This is a genomic window from Flavobacterium sp. (assembly GCF_024642105.1).
Lineage (GTDB): Bacteria > Bacteroidota > Bacteroidia > Flavobacteriales > Flavobacteriaceae > Flavobacterium.
This window is the reverse complement of sequence record NZ_JAHEBT010000001.1, coordinates 29,804-48,547: the sequence shown is the minus strand read 5'-3', so window position 1 is coordinate 48,547 and position 18,744 is coordinate 29,804. Positions and strand designations below refer to the sequence as shown.

General features: G+C 34.7%; 17 protein-coding genes. 10 read left to right on the top strand and 7 right to left on the bottom strand.

Going from position 1 to position 18,744, the window contains the following annotated elements; translation table 11 throughout:
- The first annotated feature begins 107 nt into the window (after positions 1-107).
- Positions 108-557 carry a 2-dehydro-3-deoxyphosphooctonate aldolase gene (locus tag Q0L65_RS00220; protein WP_296682203.1) on the top strand — a complete coding sequence of 150 codons (450 nt, stop codon included), beginning with the start codon at positions 108-110 and terminating at the stop codon, positions 555-557.
- 45 nt (positions 558-602) lie between these two features.
- On the top strand, positions 603-2,030 hold the full coding sequence (locus Q0L65_RS00215; RefSeq protein ID WP_296682201.1) for an L-serine ammonia-lyase: 1,428 nt from the start codon (positions 603-605) through the stop codon (positions 2,028-2,030).
- A gap of 1 nt (position 2,031) precedes the next feature.
- On the opposite strand, the gene Q0L65_RS00210 is transcribed toward Q0L65_RS00215, so the two are convergent.
- On the bottom strand, positions 2,032-2,463 hold the full coding sequence (locus Q0L65_RS00210) for a nuclear transport factor 2 family protein (protein WP_296682200.1): 432 nt from the start codon (positions 2,461-2,463) through the stop codon (positions 2,032-2,034).
- A gap of 101 nt (positions 2,464-2,564) precedes the next feature.
- On the opposite strand from Q0L65_RS00210, the gene panB reads away from it, so the two are divergent.
- The 5 genes from panB (at position 2,565) to Q0L65_RS00185 (ending at position 6,711) form a co-directional block, all read left to right on the top strand.
- The gene (panB, locus tag Q0L65_RS00205; protein ID WP_296682198.1) at positions 2,565-3,383 is read left to right on the top strand and encodes a 3-methyl-2-oxobutanoate hydroxymethyltransferase; all 819 of its coding nucleotides are present in this window, start codon (positions 2,565-2,567) and stop codon (positions 3,381-3,383) included.
- Positions 3,384-3,424: 41 nt separating this feature from the next.
- Positions 3,425-3,778, top strand: coding sequence for a four helix bundle protein (locus Q0L65_RS00200; protein ID WP_296682196.1), 354 nt, complete (start codon positions 3,425-3,427; stop codon positions 3,776-3,778).
- 25 nt (positions 3,779-3,803) lie between these two features.
- Entirely contained in the window at positions 3,804-4,493 is a 690-nt protein-coding gene (locus Q0L65_RS00195) for an RluA family pseudouridine synthase (RefSeq protein ID WP_296682195.1), read from the top strand.
- A 72-nt stretch (positions 4,494-4,565) separates the two neighbouring features.
- Entirely contained in the window at positions 4,566-5,894 is a 1,329-nt protein-coding gene (locus tag Q0L65_RS00190; RefSeq protein ID WP_296682193.1) for an aldehyde dehydrogenase, read from the top strand.
- 31 nt (positions 5,895-5,925) lie between these two features.
- Positions 5,926-6,711 (top strand): hypothetical protein, encoded by a 786-nt coding sequence (locus Q0L65_RS00185; protein ID WP_296682190.1) that lies wholly within the window; start codon positions 5,926-5,928, stop codon positions 6,709-6,711.
- On the opposite strand, the gene Q0L65_RS00180 is transcribed toward Q0L65_RS00185, so the two are convergent.
- Entirely contained in the window at positions 6,708-8,240 is a 1,533-nt protein-coding gene (locus tag Q0L65_RS00180; protein WP_366051121.1) for a YifB family Mg chelatase-like AAA ATPase, read from the bottom strand. The genes Q0L65_RS00185 and Q0L65_RS00180 overlap by 4 nt on opposite strands.
- Between Q0L65_RS00180 and Q0L65_RS13965 the strand changes: the two genes are divergently transcribed.
- Together Q0L65_RS13965 and Q0L65_RS00175 are read left to right on the top strand one after the other, a co-directional pair.
- Positions 8,175-8,315: a hypothetical protein gene (locus tag Q0L65_RS13965; protein WP_366051120.1), complete on the top strand. Its 141-nt coding sequence runs from the start codon at positions 8,175-8,177 to the stop codon at positions 8,313-8,315. The two genes, Q0L65_RS00180 and Q0L65_RS13965, sit on opposite strands and share 66 nt — an antisense overlap.
- A 235-nt stretch (positions 8,316-8,550) precedes the next feature.
- Positions 8,551-9,876, top strand: coding sequence for an ammonium transporter (locus tag Q0L65_RS00175; protein WP_296682187.1), 1,326 nt, complete (start codon positions 8,551-8,553; stop codon positions 9,874-9,876).
- A 118-nt stretch (positions 9,877-9,994) separates the two neighbouring features.
- Here the strand turns inward: Q0L65_RS00175 and Q0L65_RS00170 are convergent, their stop codons facing one another.
- From Q0L65_RS00170 to Q0L65_RS00160, 3 genes are read right to left on the bottom strand one after another with little or no spacing between them, the layout of a single operon-like run.
- Complete coding sequence (locus Q0L65_RS00170; protein ID WP_296682184.1) at positions 9,995-12,010, bottom strand: thioredoxin family protein; 2,016 nt, start codon at positions 12,008-12,010, stop codon at positions 9,995-9,997.
- Positions 12,010-13,320: a tRNA lysidine(34) synthetase TilS gene (tilS, locus tag Q0L65_RS00165; protein ID WP_296682182.1), complete on the bottom strand. Its 1,311-nt coding sequence runs from the start codon at positions 13,318-13,320 to the stop codon at positions 12,010-12,012. The genes Q0L65_RS00170 and tilS overlap by 1 nt, the downstream gene beginning before the upstream one ends.
- 27 nt (positions 13,321-13,347) lie before the next feature.
- Entirely contained in the window at positions 13,348-14,634 is a 1,287-nt protein-coding gene (locus Q0L65_RS00160) for an anthranilate synthase component I family protein (RefSeq protein ID WP_296682180.1), read from the bottom strand.
- 156 nt (positions 14,635-14,790) lie between these two features.
- Here Q0L65_RS00160 and Q0L65_RS00155 point away from each other — a divergent pair, with 156 nt between their 5' ends.
- Positions 14,791-15,168, top strand: a complete 378-nt coding sequence (locus Q0L65_RS00155; RefSeq protein WP_296682178.1) for a DoxX family protein — start codon at positions 14,791-14,793, stop codon at positions 15,166-15,168.
- A gap of 52 nt (positions 15,169-15,220) precedes the next feature.
- Here Q0L65_RS00155 and lpdA read toward each other — a convergent pair whose 3' ends face one another.
- Both lpdA and Q0L65_RS00145 read right to left on the bottom strand, forming a co-directional pair.
- Positions 15,221-16,624 carry a dihydrolipoyl dehydrogenase gene (gene lpdA, locus Q0L65_RS00150; protein WP_296682177.1) on the bottom strand — a complete coding sequence of 468 codons (1,404 nt, stop codon included), beginning with the start codon at positions 16,622-16,624 and terminating at the stop codon, positions 15,221-15,223.
- A gap of 179 nt (positions 16,625-16,803) precedes the next feature.
- The gene (locus Q0L65_RS00145; protein ID WP_296682175.1) at positions 16,804-18,726 is read right to left on the bottom strand and encodes an amino acid permease; all 1,923 of its coding nucleotides are present in this window, start codon (positions 18,724-18,726) and stop codon (positions 16,804-16,806) included.
- Positions 18,727-18,744 lie beyond the last annotated feature (18 nt).

Here is an 18,744-nt window from a genome sequence, read left to right as displayed (position 1 = left end):
TTAATTTAGGCATAATTGTTGTCACAAATTAAAAAGCGTTTAAAGTTCTCTTTATATTTGTATTGGAACTTTTTAAATTAATTTTGTTTTTCAATATATAATCCATTATGAAAAAAATCATATTTGTTTTAAGTATTTCAATTATACTTTGTTCTTGCGTAAGTACAAGATCTACTTTAAAAAACGTAGACGACACTGCGCCTGACTTAGTATTAAATAACAATAATACTTTTGACATCAAATTATTTAGTACCGACAAAAAATACGGATACGACAAAGATTATCCCATTAATATTTTTTATCAAACCAGTAAATCCGATGCTAATCAAGAACGCTTTTTGAATGCCTTGGCTGGACCAAAAGGAGAAAAAATAACATATGCCAAATTAGAGAGCTGTTGCCCCTTCCCTACTAAAAGAAGTGATATGGGAGCTGGTTTCTTAGATGTATACGAACTTAAATGGGAAGGTCAAAAAAAAACTGTTGTATTGTATTTAAACATTTACGAAAAAGGAGTGTTGATGGTTCCTTTTGGTTTGCGACTAAAAGACAAATAATTCATCATTGCTATTCCTTATTAATTCCAATTAAAAAACGATTCTATGGAAGAATGTATATCAGTATTTGATATGTTAAAAATTGGAGTTGGTCCATCAAGTTCACATACTTTAGGTCCTTGGCGTGCTGCCGAACGATTTTTGTCTGAACTAAGAAGCGAAAACTTATTAGCTTCAACCGAAAAAGTTCAAGTCGATTTGTATGGCTCATTATCATTAACGGGCAAAGGTCATGCTACTGACTTAGCACTACTTTTAGGATTGAGCGGTCAAGATCCAGAAACAATTCCAGTTGATGAAATAACAACTATAACTACCCAAATTCAAACACAAAAGTCAATCCGTTTAGGAAATGAAAAGTCAATCCCCTTTTTTCCTGAAAGTGAAATTATTTTCAATAAAAAATTTCTTCCTTTTCATGCTAATGGTCTTCGATTTACTGCTTTAATAAATAACAATACAACATACCAAGCCACTTATTACTCTATAGGTGGAGGATTTGTTGTGAAAGAAGAGCGAATTAATGCCAAAAAGAAACAAGTATTAAAATGCGCTTTCCCGTTTCCAATTAAAAAAGCCACTGAATTATTGGCGTACACTCTTCAAGAAAATAAGACAATTTCAGAGATTGTTTTTGAAAACGAAAAATCAATGCGTTCCGAAGATCAAATTCATAATGAACTGCTACGTATTTGGAATACAATGTTGGAATGCATGTACATTGGCTGTCATTCCGAAGGAATACTACCTGGCGGATTGCATGTTAGACGAAGAGCTTTTGATATGCATCAAGATTTGATTGGATTATCCAATTATAATTCGCCTCAAACTTGGTTAGAACAAATCCGAAAAACAGAGGTTAAATTTCGCCAAATTTTAAAATGGGTGAGTTGTTTTGCTTTAGCTGTCAACGAAGTAAATGCTTCACTAGGTCGAGTTGTTACGGCGCCTACCAATGGAAGTGCTGGAGTAATTCCTGCAGTATTAATGTACTATTTAGTAATCGAAAACCACCAAGCAGGAGCAAAAGAAATCAAACAATTTTTGATGGTAGCTGGCGAGATTGGAAGTATTTTCAAAAAAGGATCTACAATCTCAGCAGCTATGGGAGGATGCCAAGCAGAAATAGGTGTTTCATCAGCTATGGCAGCTGCGGCTTTGTGTGAACTCATGGGCGGAAGTCCTAGCCAAGTATTGATAGCGGCCGAAATTGCTATGGAACATCATTTAGGACTAACCTGTGATCCCGTGGGAGGTTTGGTTCAAATTCCGTGTATTGAACGAAATACTATGGGGGCTATCAAAGCAATTAATGCAGCTGAATTAGCATTGGCTACCGACCCAAAAAATGTAAAAGTGCCTTTAGATAAAGTAGTAGATACCATGTGGCAAACCGCTAAGGATATGAATTCAAAATACAAAGAAACCTCAGAAGGAGGATTAGCAGTCGCAGTAAATATGGCCGATTGTTAAACTATTTTTTTCTTGTATCGATGATATAAATAATCTTCCAATGGTTGTTTTCTTTAAATAAAGTAAAAGCATTTACCCCTTTATGGCTTATTTTACCATTGAAGTAAAACTCATACGGTGTCCAAACATGAGCCATTGCTCCATCAACTTGAATAGTATAATCCAATAGCTTTTCTTCGAAAAGAGTGGCAACTGGAATAGTTGCAATGGAATGATAAAAATCTTTCGGACTTTCATTAATTAGTTTAGTTCCTTTTGTATTTGAAATTACCGATTGTAGAATCAATTGATTGGAACAAACTGATTGCATTACAACCGAATCTTTAGCATGAAACCCTTGAAAAAAAGTTTCAATAACATTTTTGACTTCTTGATTTTGCGAGTAGACAGATCCTGTTATGAACAACAAAAACCCAAACAGTATTTTTTTCATGTGACGAATTTAAACAAACTTATTGTTACAAATAATATTAATCAGCGATTTTGAGTTAAGAAAATTACATTTTATTACCTTTACAGCCTTAAAATAAAACTATGTCAGTCGCAAAAAAAGATTACAAAAGAATTACCACTAAATCATTAATTGAAATGAAAGCCAATGGCGAAAAAATTTCAATGCTTACTGCCTATGATTATACTATGGCAAAAATAGTAGATTCTGCTGGAGTAGATGTAATTCTTGTGGGAGATTCAGCTTCCAATGTAATGGCAGGACATGAAACTACTTTGCCCATTACGCTTGACCAAATGATATACCATGCTTCATCAGTAGTTCGTGCTATTGAACGCGCATTAGTTGTCGTCGATTTACCTTTTGGAAGTTACCAATCGGATTCAAAAGAAGCCTTGCGTTCTGCTATCCGAATAATGAAAGAAAGTGGTGGACACGCTGTAAAATTAGAAGGTGGTAGCGAAATTAAAGATTCCATCAAAAAAATATTAAATGCAGGAATACCTGTTATGGGACATTTGGGTTTAACTCCACAATCCATTTATAAATTCGGAACGTATACCGTTCGTGCCAAAGAAGATGCAGAAGCGGAACAATTAATGGAAGATGCAAAACTTTTGGAAAGCTTAGGCTGTTTTGCTATAGTTTTAGAAAAAATCCCTGCTCATTTAGCAGAAAAAGTAGCTAAAAGCATTTCTATTCCTGTAATTGGAATTGGTGCTGGTGGAGGTGTTGACGGACAAGTATTGGTTATCCATGATATGTTAGGAATGAACAATGAATTCAGCCCTCGTTTCTTAAGACGCTATATGAATTTGTACGAAGGAATGACTTCGGCTATAAGCCAATATGTTGAAGATGTTAAATCGTCTGATTTTCCTAATGCCAATGAACAATATTAAGTTAGATTATCAGAAAATATAGATTTTAGATCGTTAGAAAAATGCACCAATTCAAAAATTTAGAAATTTGGAAAAGAAGTAGATTATTTTGTTCTAAAATATATGGTGTAACCTCAAATTTTCCAGATAATGAAAAATTTGGGATAACTAATCAATTGCGAAGAGCTTCTGTTTCAATACCATCTAATATTGCAGAAGGTTCGTCAAGAGCATCAAACAAAGACTTTTCAAGATTTCTCGAAATTGCAATTGGTTCGGCCTATGAAATTGAAACTCAATTATTAATTTCAAATGATTTGAAATTTTTAAAATCTGAAACTGTCGAAACACTATTAAATGAGTTAGAAGAAATTGTCAAAATGATTTCAAAATTTAGATCCACTCTAAAAATCTAACCTACTAAAAATCTAAACTATCTCAATGAAAATTGTTTCCAATAAATCCAACCTTCAAGTGCTTCACGAAGACAATCATCTCATCGTAGTCAATAAGCGCGTTGGTGATATCGTTCAAGGAGATAAAACGGGAGACAAACCACTTAACGAAATTGTCAAAGAATACATAAAAGAAAAATACAATAAACCGGGAGAAGTGTTTCTAGGCGTAGTGCATCGTTTGGATAGACCTACAACAGGTATCGTAGTTTTTGCAAGAACGAGTAAAGCATTGTCCAGAATGAACGAGCTTTTTAGTAATCGAGAAACTCAAAAAACTTATTGGGCTGTAGTAAAAAACAAACCTGAAAAACCGCAAGACAAATTAGTTCATTACCTCAAAAGGAATGAAAAAAATAATACTTCCAAAGCACACTTAAAAGAAGTACCTGATAGTAAATTGGCTAGTTTGTATTACCAAATCATCAAAGAATTAACCAACTATACCGCTTTAGAAATCCATCTTCATACAGGAAGACACCACCAAATTAGAGCACAATTGGCTGCAATTGGTTCTCCAATTAAAGGCGATTTGAAATACGGTTTTGACCGAAGTAATCCTGACGGAGGAATCCATCTCCATGCTCGAAAACTGAGTTTTACTCACCCTGTTTCCAAAGAAGCTTTAACCATAATTGCTCCTACTCCCGATGATGTTATTTGGAATTCGATTTGATTTTAATTAATGAATGGTATTTTATTCAATTTTAAAAATTAAATTGCATAGCATTTTAAGTAGTATTGAAATATGAATTACAAAACCAACATTGGTTACCGCAAAGAAATTCTGACTCGTTTGTTGAGTACTATCATTTCGTATGAAAATGATATTGTAAAAGCATTACAAGAGGATTTTAGCAAACCTGCTTTTGAATCTGTAGTTACCGAAACGAGTTATGTTATCTCTGATTTAAAATACACTATTAAAAATCTATCCCGTTGGGCAAAACCCAAAAGAGTTTTCCCATTTGTATTAAACATTCCTTCTTCAGATACCATTTACAAAGAACCCTACGGAAAAGTATTAGTAATTGCACCTTGGAATTATCCTTTTCAATTGGCACTTTGCCCTGTAATAGCAGCTGTTGCAGCAGGAAATCAAGTAGTTTTAAAACCTTCGGAGTTAACACCCAAAACTGCCGAAATTATCGAAACTATCATCAGCAAAACGTTCCAAACCAATCATGTGGAAGTAGTACAAGGTGGTGTTGAAATAACCAGTCGTTTACTAGAACAACGTTGGGATTATATATTCTTTACAGGTAGTGTGGCAGTTGGTAAAATCATTGCGAAAGCAGCTGCGAAAAACTTAACTCCCGTAACTTTAGAATTAGGAGGTAAAAATCCTTGTATTGTTGATGAAACCGCTAATTTAAGATTGGCAGCCAAACGAATCGTTTGGGGAAAATTCATCAATGCTGGACAAACTTGTATAGCACCCGATTATATTTTGGTTCATAAAAATAGTAAATCGTATTTTATCCAATTTTTAAAAGAGGAGATTACTAAAGCATACGGTGAAAATCCTGAACTTTCTCCAGATTTTGCTCGAATAATCAATGCGAAAAACTGGTCCCGATTAGTCGAAATGATTGAAGATATTAAAATTCTTTTTGGAGGCAAATACAATAGTGAAACCCATTACATCTCTCCTACTCTAATTGAGGAAAATAATCTTGATAGTCTAATTATGCAAGATGAAATATTTGGTCCATTATTACCCATTCTGACCTATGAAAATGAAAGCGAAATCGATAGTATTATTTCAAAATACGAAAAACCTTTGGCTTTGTATATTTTCAGCGAGAGAAGATCATTCTGTAACAACATAATTGCTACACATTCTTTTGGAGGTGGTTGTATTAACGACACTATGATTCATTTCTCTAATAAGCAATTGCCTTTTGGAGGTGTTGGAAATAGTGGCATTGGGGCTTACCATGGAAAGTTAAGTTTTGATATTTTTTCGCACCATAAGGGAGTGGTCAAAAAAGCAACTTGGATAGACTTACCGTTGCGATATGCACCTTATAAAGATAAATTAGCATCCGTAAAGAAAATATTAAATTGGCTGTAAGCCAAAAAACAATCAATGAATTAGTTAAAGAATGGAAACAATCAATCAAAAAATTGCACAATTAAAAACAAATGGATACGAATTGAAATTTGAAGAGGTATTCAATAAAGCTTTCGAAAACTATAAAAAAATAGCACTTTATGCAGGTTTAGCTATTTTAATTTTTGGTTTTCTTTTCGCTTTTCTTGCGGCTATTGGCGTAGTTAGTTTTGTAGGCGCGGAGCATTTGAATGAAAATATGATAAAACAACTTGAAGCTAAAATGCTAAAACAAGAATACCTTGGTTATCAATTTATAGCTGTATTAGCCATCAATAGTCTTTTTAGTCCAATTAGTGCGGGCTTTTTAAAAATGGCTGAATCTGCTGATAAAGATGTGGAATTTAAAATGCGTCAATTTTTCTCTTTTTACAAATGGACGTATTTCAAAGAATTATTTGTTGCTACTTTTATCATTACTCTTTTGAGTACTGGAATCGATAGTGCATTAACTTTTTATAAAATTCCTGTATTAGGAGGAATTATTTCTTTTGCAATCGGAATATTTACTGTTTTGAGTACCCCTGTAATTATTTTTGGCAAACAAAAAGCGACTGCAGCGATAAAAGCGAGTATCAGTTTAACTAGCTCACAATTTCTAACTCTTTTTCTACTTTTATTCGTTGCCTTTTTAGGTTCTTTAGTAGGTTTGATTGGTTTTTGTATCGGGGTACTTTTTACTATACCTTTCAATATGTCAATGCAATACGCCATCTATGATGCAATTATTGGTATCGAAAATGAAGAAGTAGTTGTTGTCGAATCAGAAGAAAACTAACCCAACCAACCGTCTCTATCTAAACTTCGGTATTGTATCGCTTCGGCAATATGATGGGATGCTACTTTTTCAGCAGCTTCTAAATCAGCAATTGTTCGGGCTACTTTCAATATTCGGTCATACGCTCGAGCGGAAAGATTCAATCGTTCCATCGCATTTTTTAGTAATTCTTTAGAAGGTTTATCCAAAGCACAAAATTCTCTAATGTGTTTGGTACTCATTTGAGCATTGTAATGAATGGTTGGCATCAATTCAAAACGAGATGACTGTATTTCGCGCGCATTAGTTACTCTTTTCCGAATCTCGACACTACTTTCTGCTTTTCTGTCGTCTGATAATTTATCAAATGGAACGGGGGTTACTTCAATATGAATATCAATTCGGTCTAATAATGGTCCAGATATTTTATTCATATACCGTTGCATTTCGTTGGGAGAAGAAGTTTGAGGAGCATCCGGATCATTGAAAAAACCACTCGGACTCGGGTTCATACTTGCTACTAACATAAATGATGATGGATAGGTAACTGTGAATTTAGCTCGTGAAATAGTCACTTCTCTGTCTTCTAAAGGTTGACGCATTACTTCGAGTACATCGCGCTTGAACTCTGGCAATTCATCCAAGAAAAGAACCCCATTATGTGCCATCGAAATCTCTCCAGGCTGCGGATAACTCCCACCACCTACTAATGCTACATTAGAAATAGTATGGTGCGGACTACGAAACGGACGCTGGTTCATCAAACCTACTTCTTTCAATTTTCCAGCAACGCTATGAATTTTGGTAGTTTCCAAAGCTTCGCGCAAAGTCATTGGTGGTAAAATACTCGGTAATCGTTTGGCCAACATAGTCTTTCCAGCTCCTGGTGGCCCAATCAAAATGATATTATGCCCACCGGCTGCGGCGATTTCCATACAACGCTTAATACTTTCCTGACCTTTTACATCCGAAAAATCAAACTCTGGAAAATCTAAGGTTTTATAAAATTCAGCTCTAGTATCAATTCTAGTAGGCTCTATGGTTCCTTTTCCTTCAAAAAAATCAATTACTTCTTGAAGATTTTCTACACCATACACGTCTAAATCAGACACAATCGCTGCTTCTTTTGCATTTTGCTTGGGTAAAAAGAATCCTTTAAATCCTTCTTCCTTGGCTTTTATTGCTATAGGCAAAGCGCCTCGAATAGGTTGCAAACTTCCATCGAGAGACAGTTCGCCCATAATAATGTAACGCTCAATTTCATCTCCTTTAATTTGAGAAGAAGCAATTAGAATTCCAATAGCTAAAGTCAAATCATAAGCCGAACCCTCTTTGCGCAAATCAGCAGGAGCCATATTAATGGTAATTTTCTTTCCTGGTAAAGCATAGCCATTATTTTTCAATGCAGCAGCAATTCGATAACTACTTTCTTTAATTGCATTATCGGGTAAGCCTACTAAATGGTACCCAATTCCTTTGTCTATATTTACTTCAACTGTAATTGTAGTCGCTTCAACCCCAAAAACAGCACTTCCAAAAACTTTCGTCAACATATAAAATCAATCTTTTTTTTAAAAATAAATAAAAACCAGATACGATTGACAAAAAAAGAACTTATATTTTAAAATTTACTGATAATTCAAAATTATTTTATCTATAATACTACTACTAATAGTAAAACATTCTCTTTTTAGAAAAAACAGATTGTCAAATTCAAAATATCAATTTAAAATTACATCAAACCCTAAAAAATTATAGGTATAATTTAATTATTTAATAAAAATATACAATTAACCCCTATTTTTTTATGGGTCAATATGATATTTTTATACTTTTATCAAAAATTTAAAATTAAAAGTTATGCGTAAAATTGTTTTAAGTGTGATTCTAATCACTGTTTTGGGACTTACTTTTTTCTCAAATTATTTTGTTGTTGAGTCAGCAAAACTAGGGGCTCATATTGTTGAATTAAAATTAGATACTGGAGACACAGCATGGATGATTGTTGCTTCCGCTTTGGTATTAATTATGACTCCTGGTTTAGGTTTCTTCTACGGAGGTATGGTAGGGAAGAAAAATGTAATTAGTACGATGTTACAAAGTTTTATGGCAATGGTTATTGTAACTGTTCTATGGGTATTAGTTGGATTTGGATTGTGTTTTGGACCATCTATAGGAGGAATCATTGGAGATCCTTCTGCTAATTTACTTTTTAATGGAGTAAGCGCTACTACAGCTTGGGAATTAGCACCAACTATTCCTTTACTTTTATTTGCTTTCTTTCAAGCTAAATTTGCCATTATCACACCCGCATTGATTACTGGAGCATTTGCAGAACGCGTTCGTTTCTGGGCTTACTTGTTATTCATGGTGTTATTCATATTAATTATTTACGCACCATTATGTCACATGACATGGCATCCTGATGGACTATTCTTCAAAATGGGAGTGCTTGATTTTGCTGGAGGAACTGTAGTACACATGAGTGCTGGTTGGGCAGCTTTGGCTGGCGCTATCTTCTTAGGAAAAAGAAAAGTACAAAAAGTAAACCCAGCGCGTATTACTTATGTATTATTAGGAACTGGTTTATTGTGGTTCGGATGGTTTGGTTTTAATGCTGGATCTGCCGTAGGTGCTAGTGGACTTGCTGCTCAAGCATTAGGAACAACTACTGTTGCCGCTGCCGCTGCTGCAATGGCATGGGTGTTTTTAGACAAGATTATGGGACACAAACTATCTGCTATGGGAGCTTGTATCGGAGCAGTTGTTGGTTTAGTTGCCATCACTCCTGCTGCTGGATTTGTAAGCATTCCTCACGCAATCACTATCGGTATCATTGCTAGTATCATCAGTAACTTTATGGTAATGAAATTCCCTAAAGGAAAAATTGACGATGCTTTAGATGTATTTGCTTGTCACGGTGTTGGTGGTATGGTAGGAATGTTATTAACAGGTGTATTTGCTTCAAAAGCAATCAACCCAATTGTTGGTGACAACCAAGGATTAATCTTTGGAGATGCTACTTTATTTTTAATCCAATTAAAAGCACTTGTATTGGTATCTATCTTTGCTTTCTCTGCTTCTTATGCTTTGTTCTTTATTGTAAACAAAATTACGCCTCTAAGAGTAAGTGAAGACAAAGAAGAATTAGGATTAGATATTACTCAACACGGAGAATTTCTATAATAGTTACTCCACTTGATATTTTTTTTTTAAAACACCCTAAATTTTAGGGTGTTTTTTTATGCACAAAAAACCGCAAATTATACAACTTGCGGTTTATCTATTTTAGAGATTCTTTTTATTACTTCTTGAACTTTGAAATACCTTCTTTTAACCACGATTCATATTCTTCTATACCAACAAAACTAATAGTAGGCTGTTTTAAATTCAAACTAGTTCCTTCTAAATCAGTCAAAACATACAAAGGCTGTGTATTCGTTTTGTATTTCGAAATCATAAAGTCGGTCCATTTATCACCAATAGTTTCAATACTTGCTCCTGTTGTTTTAGAAATCAACTGGTCGCTTTTAGGCAACTCTCTTTTATCATCAACATACAAAGAAATCACAACTACTTGATTTTTTAAAATTGTCAAAATACGTTCATCAGACCAAACATTATTTTCCATTTTACGACAATTGACACAAGCATGTCCCGTAAAACCTAACATAATGGGCTTGTTTACTGTTTTTGCATAAGCCAATCCTTTGTCATAATCATCAAAAACTACAATTTGGTGAGGCCCCAGTTTTGCGCCTTCTGGCAAAGTTGAAACAGATGAACTAGAATTAACCGAGCTTGCTCCTATTCCTAAAGGACTTTCGCTATATTCCATTGGTGGTGGAAAAGCATTAATTAATTGTAAAGGCGCCCCCCACAATCCCGGAATCATATATATCGTAAATGATAACACAACCAGACCAAAAGACAATCTTCCAACAGAAATATGTGTCATCGAACTATCGTGTGGCAACGTAATTTTTCCAAATAAATACAAGGCTAACGTTCCAAAAATAGCGATCCAAATGGACAAGAACACTTCTCTTTCTAGCAAATGTAATTGTAAAACCAAATCGGCATTGGATAAGAATTTAAATGCTAAAGCCAATTCTAAAAAGCCTAAAACTACTTTAACCGTATTCAACCATCCTCCTGATTTTGGTAACGAGTTTAACCAGCCTGGAAATAGTGCAAACAACATAAACGGTAAGGATAATGCCAATGAAAATCCTAACATTCCAACAATTGGGGCAATTCCGCCTTTAGAAGCCGCTTGTACTAATAAGGTTCCTACAATAGGACCTGTACATGAAAAAGAAACGATTGCTAATGCCAATGCCATAAACAAAATCCCTATCATACCTCCTCTATCGGCTTGACTATCGACTTTGTTTGCCCAAGAATTGGGCAACATAATTTCAAACGCTCCTAAAAATGAGGCCGCAAAAACTACTAACAAAATAAAGAAAAACAAATTGAACCAAACATTAGTTGAAAGAGCATTCAAAGCATCAGCTCCAAACAACCATGTTACCAAAACCCCTAACAATACATAAATCACAATAATAGAAACCCCATAAAAAATAGCATTTCGGATACCAGCGCCCTTTGACTTACTTTGTTTGGTAAAAAAACTTACCGTCATTGGAATCATAGGGAACACACAAGGAGTCAATAAAGCTGCGAATCCAGAGAAAAATGCAATAATAAAAATGGAAAGCAATCCTTTTTCTGGTTCTGTTACAGGTGTTGTTTCAGTAGATTGAACAGTTGTTAAATTTTCTTTATTTACAACTTCATCTGACGCAACAACAGCTGTTGTTTTTGCCGAATCCTGAACAGATACAACATTCTCAGCCTCTTTTGATTGAGACGGAATTACGAATGTAAAATTCTTTTCTAAATTGATACAAGCCTCTTTACACACTTGATAATTCAGACTTACTTCTACTTTTGAGAGTTTCGGATTTGTCACATGAATCTCTTGTGTCAATTGCGCTTTTTTCTCAAAAAAAGTTTCGTTGACTTCAAATATATCATTGTAAGCCGTTTTCGTTTTACTTTCTTTTGTTTTACCAATTAATTCAAAATTGCCTTTTTGATTTTTAAAAAGCACTTCCAATGGTAACGAACCTCCTTCAGCCGTAAATTGCGAATACAAATGCCAACCAGTATCAATCACTCCATTAAAAGTAAGTACATAGTTTTCCTCTGATTTTTTCTCAATTTGAGTGGTCCATTTTACTGGATTCAGCAGCTGTGCATTTCCTTTGGCGAAAGCCAATACCATCACTAATAAAACAACTATTTTTTTCATTATTCGATTGCTATTTTTAGTATTTTTTTTGTTTTTGAATCTATTTTAAATCGTTCATCTTGTCGGATCCCAACAATCCAAACTACTTGACTTTCAGAACACAAAAGCCAAACATTTTCTTTCTCAATCAAGGATAACTTTTCATCTTTAAATAATTTGCTTACCTTTTTTGACTTCCCTCCCATTCCAAACGGTTGAAAAACATCACCCTCATTCCAACGACGCAAAACCAGTGGAAATTGTAATTTATCTTGGTCAACAAATATAGTTGAATTTGAAGTAGCACTTATCTCAGCCACATTGGAAAACAACATATTTAAGGGAAAATTAACTTTCGAATCAACCGATTCAATTAAGAACTCTTGTTCTTCGGTTTCCAGTTTTAGTGGAGTTAATATCAAGTAGTCACGGTCTTTTATTAGTCTAAACTGGGGTGCAAAAACGTGTTTACCCGACTGATTGGTTACCAAATCATAAATATCTTTCCAGGCAGTAAACCCAAATTCTGTCAGCCATTGGCACAAATACGAAGTATAATTAGGCAATTTTAATAGTTGATTGACATCGAAATAAATATCATCCCCTTTTTCTTTTGCTACTTGTTGGTACACCATAATAGCAGCATCAGCTACCAATTCTTTAGATTCTCTCAAATATAATTGCGTCTTTTCAAAAGAATTCATGAAATTAGGGTTCAATTCTTTCAAAACAGGAATCAAATGATGCCGAATTTTATTTCGCAAGTATTTATCCGAAGCATTGCTACTATCTTCACGCCAAGACAACTTATTTTGGGTGGCATATTCTTCAATCTCTTGTCTGGTAAAAGGAAGTAAAGGACGAATTACGAGATCATTTTGAGCAGGGATTCCAGTTAACCCATCCAAACCAGTTCCTCTTGAAAGATTGATTAAAAAGGTTTCCAGATTATCATCCGCGTGATGAGCTGTCAAAATATAATCTCCTTTTTGGATTTCGAGTTGCTCGTAAAACCAACTGTAACGCAACTCTCTTGCAGCCAGCTGAGTAGATAATTTATAATCTTTGGCAAAAGCCTCGGTATCAAATTGCGTAAACGAGAACGAAATACCATTTTGGCTTGTGTATTCTTGAATAAATTGTTGGTCACCAAAACTTTCTATACCACGCAACTGAAAGTTACAATGCAACACTACAATTTCATAGTCCAATTGCTGAAAAAGGTGTAGTAAAACCATACTATCCAATCCCCCGCTAACAGCAAGTAAGAGTTTTTTACCTTCTAAAAAAGGAAATTGGTTGGATAAATGATTTTGGAATTGTTTCAACATGCTCAAAAGTAATCAATTCATAGCAATTTAACGCAACACTTCGTGCATCGCTTTGGCTTTAAGTAAGCATTCTTCGTACTCGTTTTCTGGATTAGACAACGAAGTAATCGCACTTCCAACTGAAAAGGAAACGTATTTTTTTTCTTGGTTATACAAAATACTTCGAATCACTACATTAAAATCAAAATCGCCATCTGGGCTGAAATAGCCAATAGCACCACTATACAATCCTCTTTTAGTTTCTTCCAATTCTTCAATAATTTTCATTACCGAAATCTTAGGCGCACCCGTCATACTTCCCATAGGAAAAGTCAACTTTAAAACATCAACTAAAAAATACTTACTATCTAATTTTGAGGTGATTGTAGAAATCATTTGATGTACTTGTTGAAAGGAATAAATTCCGCACAACTCCTGAACTTTTACCGTTCCCTTTTGGGCAGTTCGAGATAAATCATTCCGAACTAAATCCGTAATCATAATATTTTCGGCACGTTCTTTTGGATCAGACGCTAAATTTTCTTTTGATTTTTCATCTTCTTTTAGGTCTAAAAAACGTTTTGCCGTTCCTTTAATCGGTTGCGAAATTAAATTCTCCCCTTCTTTTCTCAAATAACGTTCCGGTGTAGCGGAAAGTAAAAACTGTTTGTTATTCTTAAAAAAAACAGCAAAAGGAGTTTGAGAAATGGTGTTTAGTCTTTTAAATTTTTCAAGCGGATTAATTGTAGTATTCTCAGCATAAAATTCCATACAAAAATTAGCTTCGTACACATCGCCACGATGTAAATGTTCTAAAAGTGCATTTACCTTTTCAATATATTTTTCTTTTGAAATACGGGCTTGAACCACTATACTTTCGCTTTCTGAAAAATCGACACTAACTCTATTTGTAATTGCATCAAAATCCGTTTCCACCTCATCATCACATAAATTCAGGTATTGAATGGTGAGTTGATTTCCTTTCAAGAGAAACAATTTCTTGGGTTGAAAAAAGAATAAATCAGGAAATGCCAATCCATCAAAATTATTGGACTGCAGATGTTCGCTATCATTCTTCAAATCATACGATAAGTAACCAAACAGCCAATCTTTGGTAGTTTGTTGGTATTGTTGTAAATCCTCAAATGCATTGTGATAATCCGTCTGAATCAATGTAAACGCATCTACCGCTAGTAGCGCATCAAAACTTGAAAACTCTTGCGGATAATCATTACTATCCATAAAAACAACTTCACGAAATTGCTGTGACCAATCCAATAATTGCTTTTTAAAAGCCATCGGATTTGCTATCGTTTTATGAATTTCAGTTCTCAATACATCTCTTTTTAGGTTGCCAAAAATACAACAAAATTCATTCTTATAAGCGGAAAAACAAACGAGAAAGTGGCTAATCAAATTATTTATTTGTAGGTGATTATCCTATTTATAAAATGAGTAATTTTGAAATACTAACCTTAAAACCAAATTAGTATGAAGATTGCAACTATTATTATTCGTGTATTACTAGGCTTGTTTCTATTATTTGCCTCACTTTCTTATTTCTTTAAGTTTGGAGAACAACCAACTCCAACAGGAGAAATGGCAGTAGTAATGTCAGGATTTATGGCAACCAAGTATTTATTTCCATTAGCAAAAATGGTAGAACTACTTTCAGGATTGTCCTATGTTTCAGGAAAATTTATGAAATTATTCAATTTAGTATTATTACCAGTATCTGTAAATATTTTGTTTATCAATGCTTTTTTAGCTCCTGAAAATCTTCCCGTTGCACTATTCCTATTAATCGGAAATTTATTTTTGATTTATACTAATTGGGAAACCTACAAAGGAATTTTCTCTGCTAACTAATAAAAAAGCCCGTTCAAATGAACGGGCTTTTTTTTATTTCAACTTTACAGTATTAAACGTGCAATGCTCTATTATCAGTTGCAGCCAAAGCCGCTTCTTTGATAGCTTCAGCAAATGTTGGGTGTGCGTGTGACATTCTTGAAATATCTTCAGCAGAAGCTCTAAATTCCATAGCAGTAACTGCTTCTGCAATTAAATCGGCTGTTCTAGCCCCAATCATATGAACTCCTAAAACCTCATCGGTTTTAGCATCGGCTAAAATTTTCACAAATCCGTCTAAATCTCCACTTGCTCTAGCACGACCTAACGCTTTGAACGGGAAACTTCCTGATTTAAACTCGACACCAGAAGCTTTCAATTGCTCTTCGGTTTGTCCAACAGCAGCTACTTCTGGCCAAGTGTACACCACTCCTGGAATCAAATTGTAATCAATATGTGGTTTTTGACCCGCAATAATTTCAGCGACCATAGTTCCTTCTTCTTCGGCTTTGTGAGCCAACATAGCACCACGAACTACATCTCCAATAGCATAGATATTGGGAACCGAAGTTTGTAAATGATCGTTTACTTCTACTTGTCCTCTATCCGTAATTTTCACTCCTGCTTTATCTGCATTCAATCCGTCTGTGTAAGGACGACGCCCTACAGACACTAATGAATAATCCCCTTCTAAAGTAATGATTTCTCCTTTTGCATTTTCAGCCTTCACAGTAACAACATCTCCTGCTCTTTCTACTGATTGTACTTTGTGAGACGTATAAAATTTCATTCCTTGTTTTTTCAAAACTTTAGTCAATTCTTTAGACAATGAACTGTCCATTCCTGGAATAATTCGGTCCATGAATTCCACTACAGAAACTTGTGCTCCTAAACGAAGATATACTTGTCCTAATTCAATTCCGATCACACCACCACCAATAATAATTAAGTGTTTTGGCACTTCTTTCAAAGCCAAAGCTTCAGTAGACGTGATGATTCTTTCTTTATCAATTTTGATAAATGGCAAAGAAGATGGTTTTGAACCTGTAGCAATAATGATGTTTTTACCTTCAATAGTTTCTGAAGTGCCATCCGCTTTAGCAATAGCTACATGTGTAGCGTCTACAAACGAACCTAAACCATTAAAAACAGTTACTTTGTTTTTGTCCATTAAGTAGTTGATTCCTCCTGAAGTTTGATCTACCACCGCTTGTTTACGCGCAATCATTTTCTCTAAATTCACTTTTACATCTCCCGAAAGTTCAATTCCGTGTTCAGCGAAATGAGCAATTTCTGAATAATGATGTGAAGAAGACAATAATGCTTTCGAAGGGATACAACCTACATTCAAGCAAGTACCTCCTAAAGTGGAATATTTTTCAATAATGGCTGTTTTAAAACCCAATTGTGCGCAACGAATAGCTGATACATATCCGCCAGGACCAGAACCTATAATGACTACGTCAAATGAACTCATAGTAATAATATTTATTTTTAGTGATGCAAAATTAAGTAATTAAGTTTTGTTTACTATTTAATCTTTAAGGTTTTTTATTACGAATTGTAGCTCTTTTGTGTTTTTGGGCTGAATTATTCTTAAAATAAAAAGATTTTAGATAGCAACAGGGAGTTTTTAATACAATTTTAACAAAAAAACTACTCTTTCTGCAAGTTTAATTTACTATTTTTTCGGCTAAAGCCAAAATAAATTACCAATCCTAAAAGCAACCAAACTGTGAAATAAATCCAATTCCAAACACTCAATTCGGCCATCATGTACAAACAAGAAACCAAACCTAATAAGGGAATTAAGGATAAGTTTTCTTTAAAAGCCCAAACCGCCAAACCAATTAAAGTAATGACAAAAATCCACATCGGGATTTTATGTTTGAACAAATCAAAACCGCTTTCGTATTTAATATCGTCTGAAATTGGCAAACGAGCCACAATCGATTCGTATTTCGCTTCGTCTTCTTGGTACTGACTTAATAATGCTTCTACATCTCGTGTAGCTGATTTCGACTCCAAAGAAGATAAATATGCATAGACTTTACTAGTCTCTTCTTTATCCAAGGCGGTTATAATTGCTGAAGGGGAATTCACTTGAGTTTCATTCGTAATAAATCCCATAGTAGCCTTATTATTGTAGGCAAACGCAAAAAACAAGCCCAACACTAATGCTATAGGAAAGATGTATTTCGCATTGATGTAGGGTGTTTTGAATTTTCCTCTCGGAATATCTTTTTTGTTTTGCAAGACTAAAACCCCAGCACATACCAATACAAATGCAAATAAGGTCCCAATACTACATAAATCCGTTACCATAGTCAAATTCATAAACAAAGCAGGAATTCCTACTACAAAACCAGTCACTATAGTGGCATACGATGGTGTTTTGAACTTCGGATGTACTCTAGAGAATTTCTTAGGTAACAAACCATCTCTACTCATACTCATCCAAATACGAGGTTGTCCCATTTGAAAAACCAACAACACACTTGCCATAGCAATTACAGCACTTACTGCTATAATTCCCGACATCCATTTTAAATCTAACTTCTCAAATACAAAAGCCAATGGGTCTCCCACATTCAATTCGTTATAACTTACCATTCCGGTTAAAACCAATGCAATAACAATATACAAAATGGTGCAAATAATAATCGCCCACATCATTCCTCGAGGCAAATCTCGTTGCGGGTCTTTGCATTCTTCAGCAGTAGTTGAAATAGCATCAAAACCAATATAAGCAAAAAACACTGCCGAAACTCCTTTTAAAACACCACTTACACCATTGGGAGCAAACGGACTCCAATGCGTGGTATCTACATAAAAAGCACCCACAGCAATTACTAATAAAATGATAAATAATTTCACAATCACCATTAAATTTCCTGCATTACGGGATTCCTTCATTCCTCTATATACCAATGCAGTAATCACAATAATAATCAACATAGCAGGAATATCGGCAACGAAATGAAAACCTCCAATTACTGGGCTAGAAGTCCAAGCAGTATAGGCGTCTTGCAAATTAGCACTTAAATTATCAAATGACTTTCCTCCTTGCATCAAGGCAGTTGCATCTTTGAAACCATTGGATGCCGACAAATAGTCCATCTGAATCCATTGCGGTAATTCAATACCACCTGTTCTGAGTAATCCTGTAAAATAATCACTCCACGAAATGGCTACCGTAATATTACCTACGGCATATTCCATAATCAAAGCCCATCCTATAATCCAAGCAATAATTTCGCCGAAAGCCACATACGAATACGTATATGCCGATCCAGAAACGGGTACCATAGAAGCAAATTCAGCATAGGCAAAAGCCGCAAAACTACAAGCCAAAGCCGTGAATAAAAAAAGGAAAATTACCGCAGGACCGCCATCAGCACTGGCTTTACCAATAGTACTAAAAATACCGGCTCCCACAATAGCGGCAATACCAAACGCAGTCAAATCTCTTGCGGTTAAATGTTTGCCTAAAGCATTATGTCCATCACTTTCATTTTGCTCGACTTGTTTCATGATATCATGAACCGTCTTTTTTCTAAACAAACCCTTTAATGCCATAGTATAATTTGTATTCAG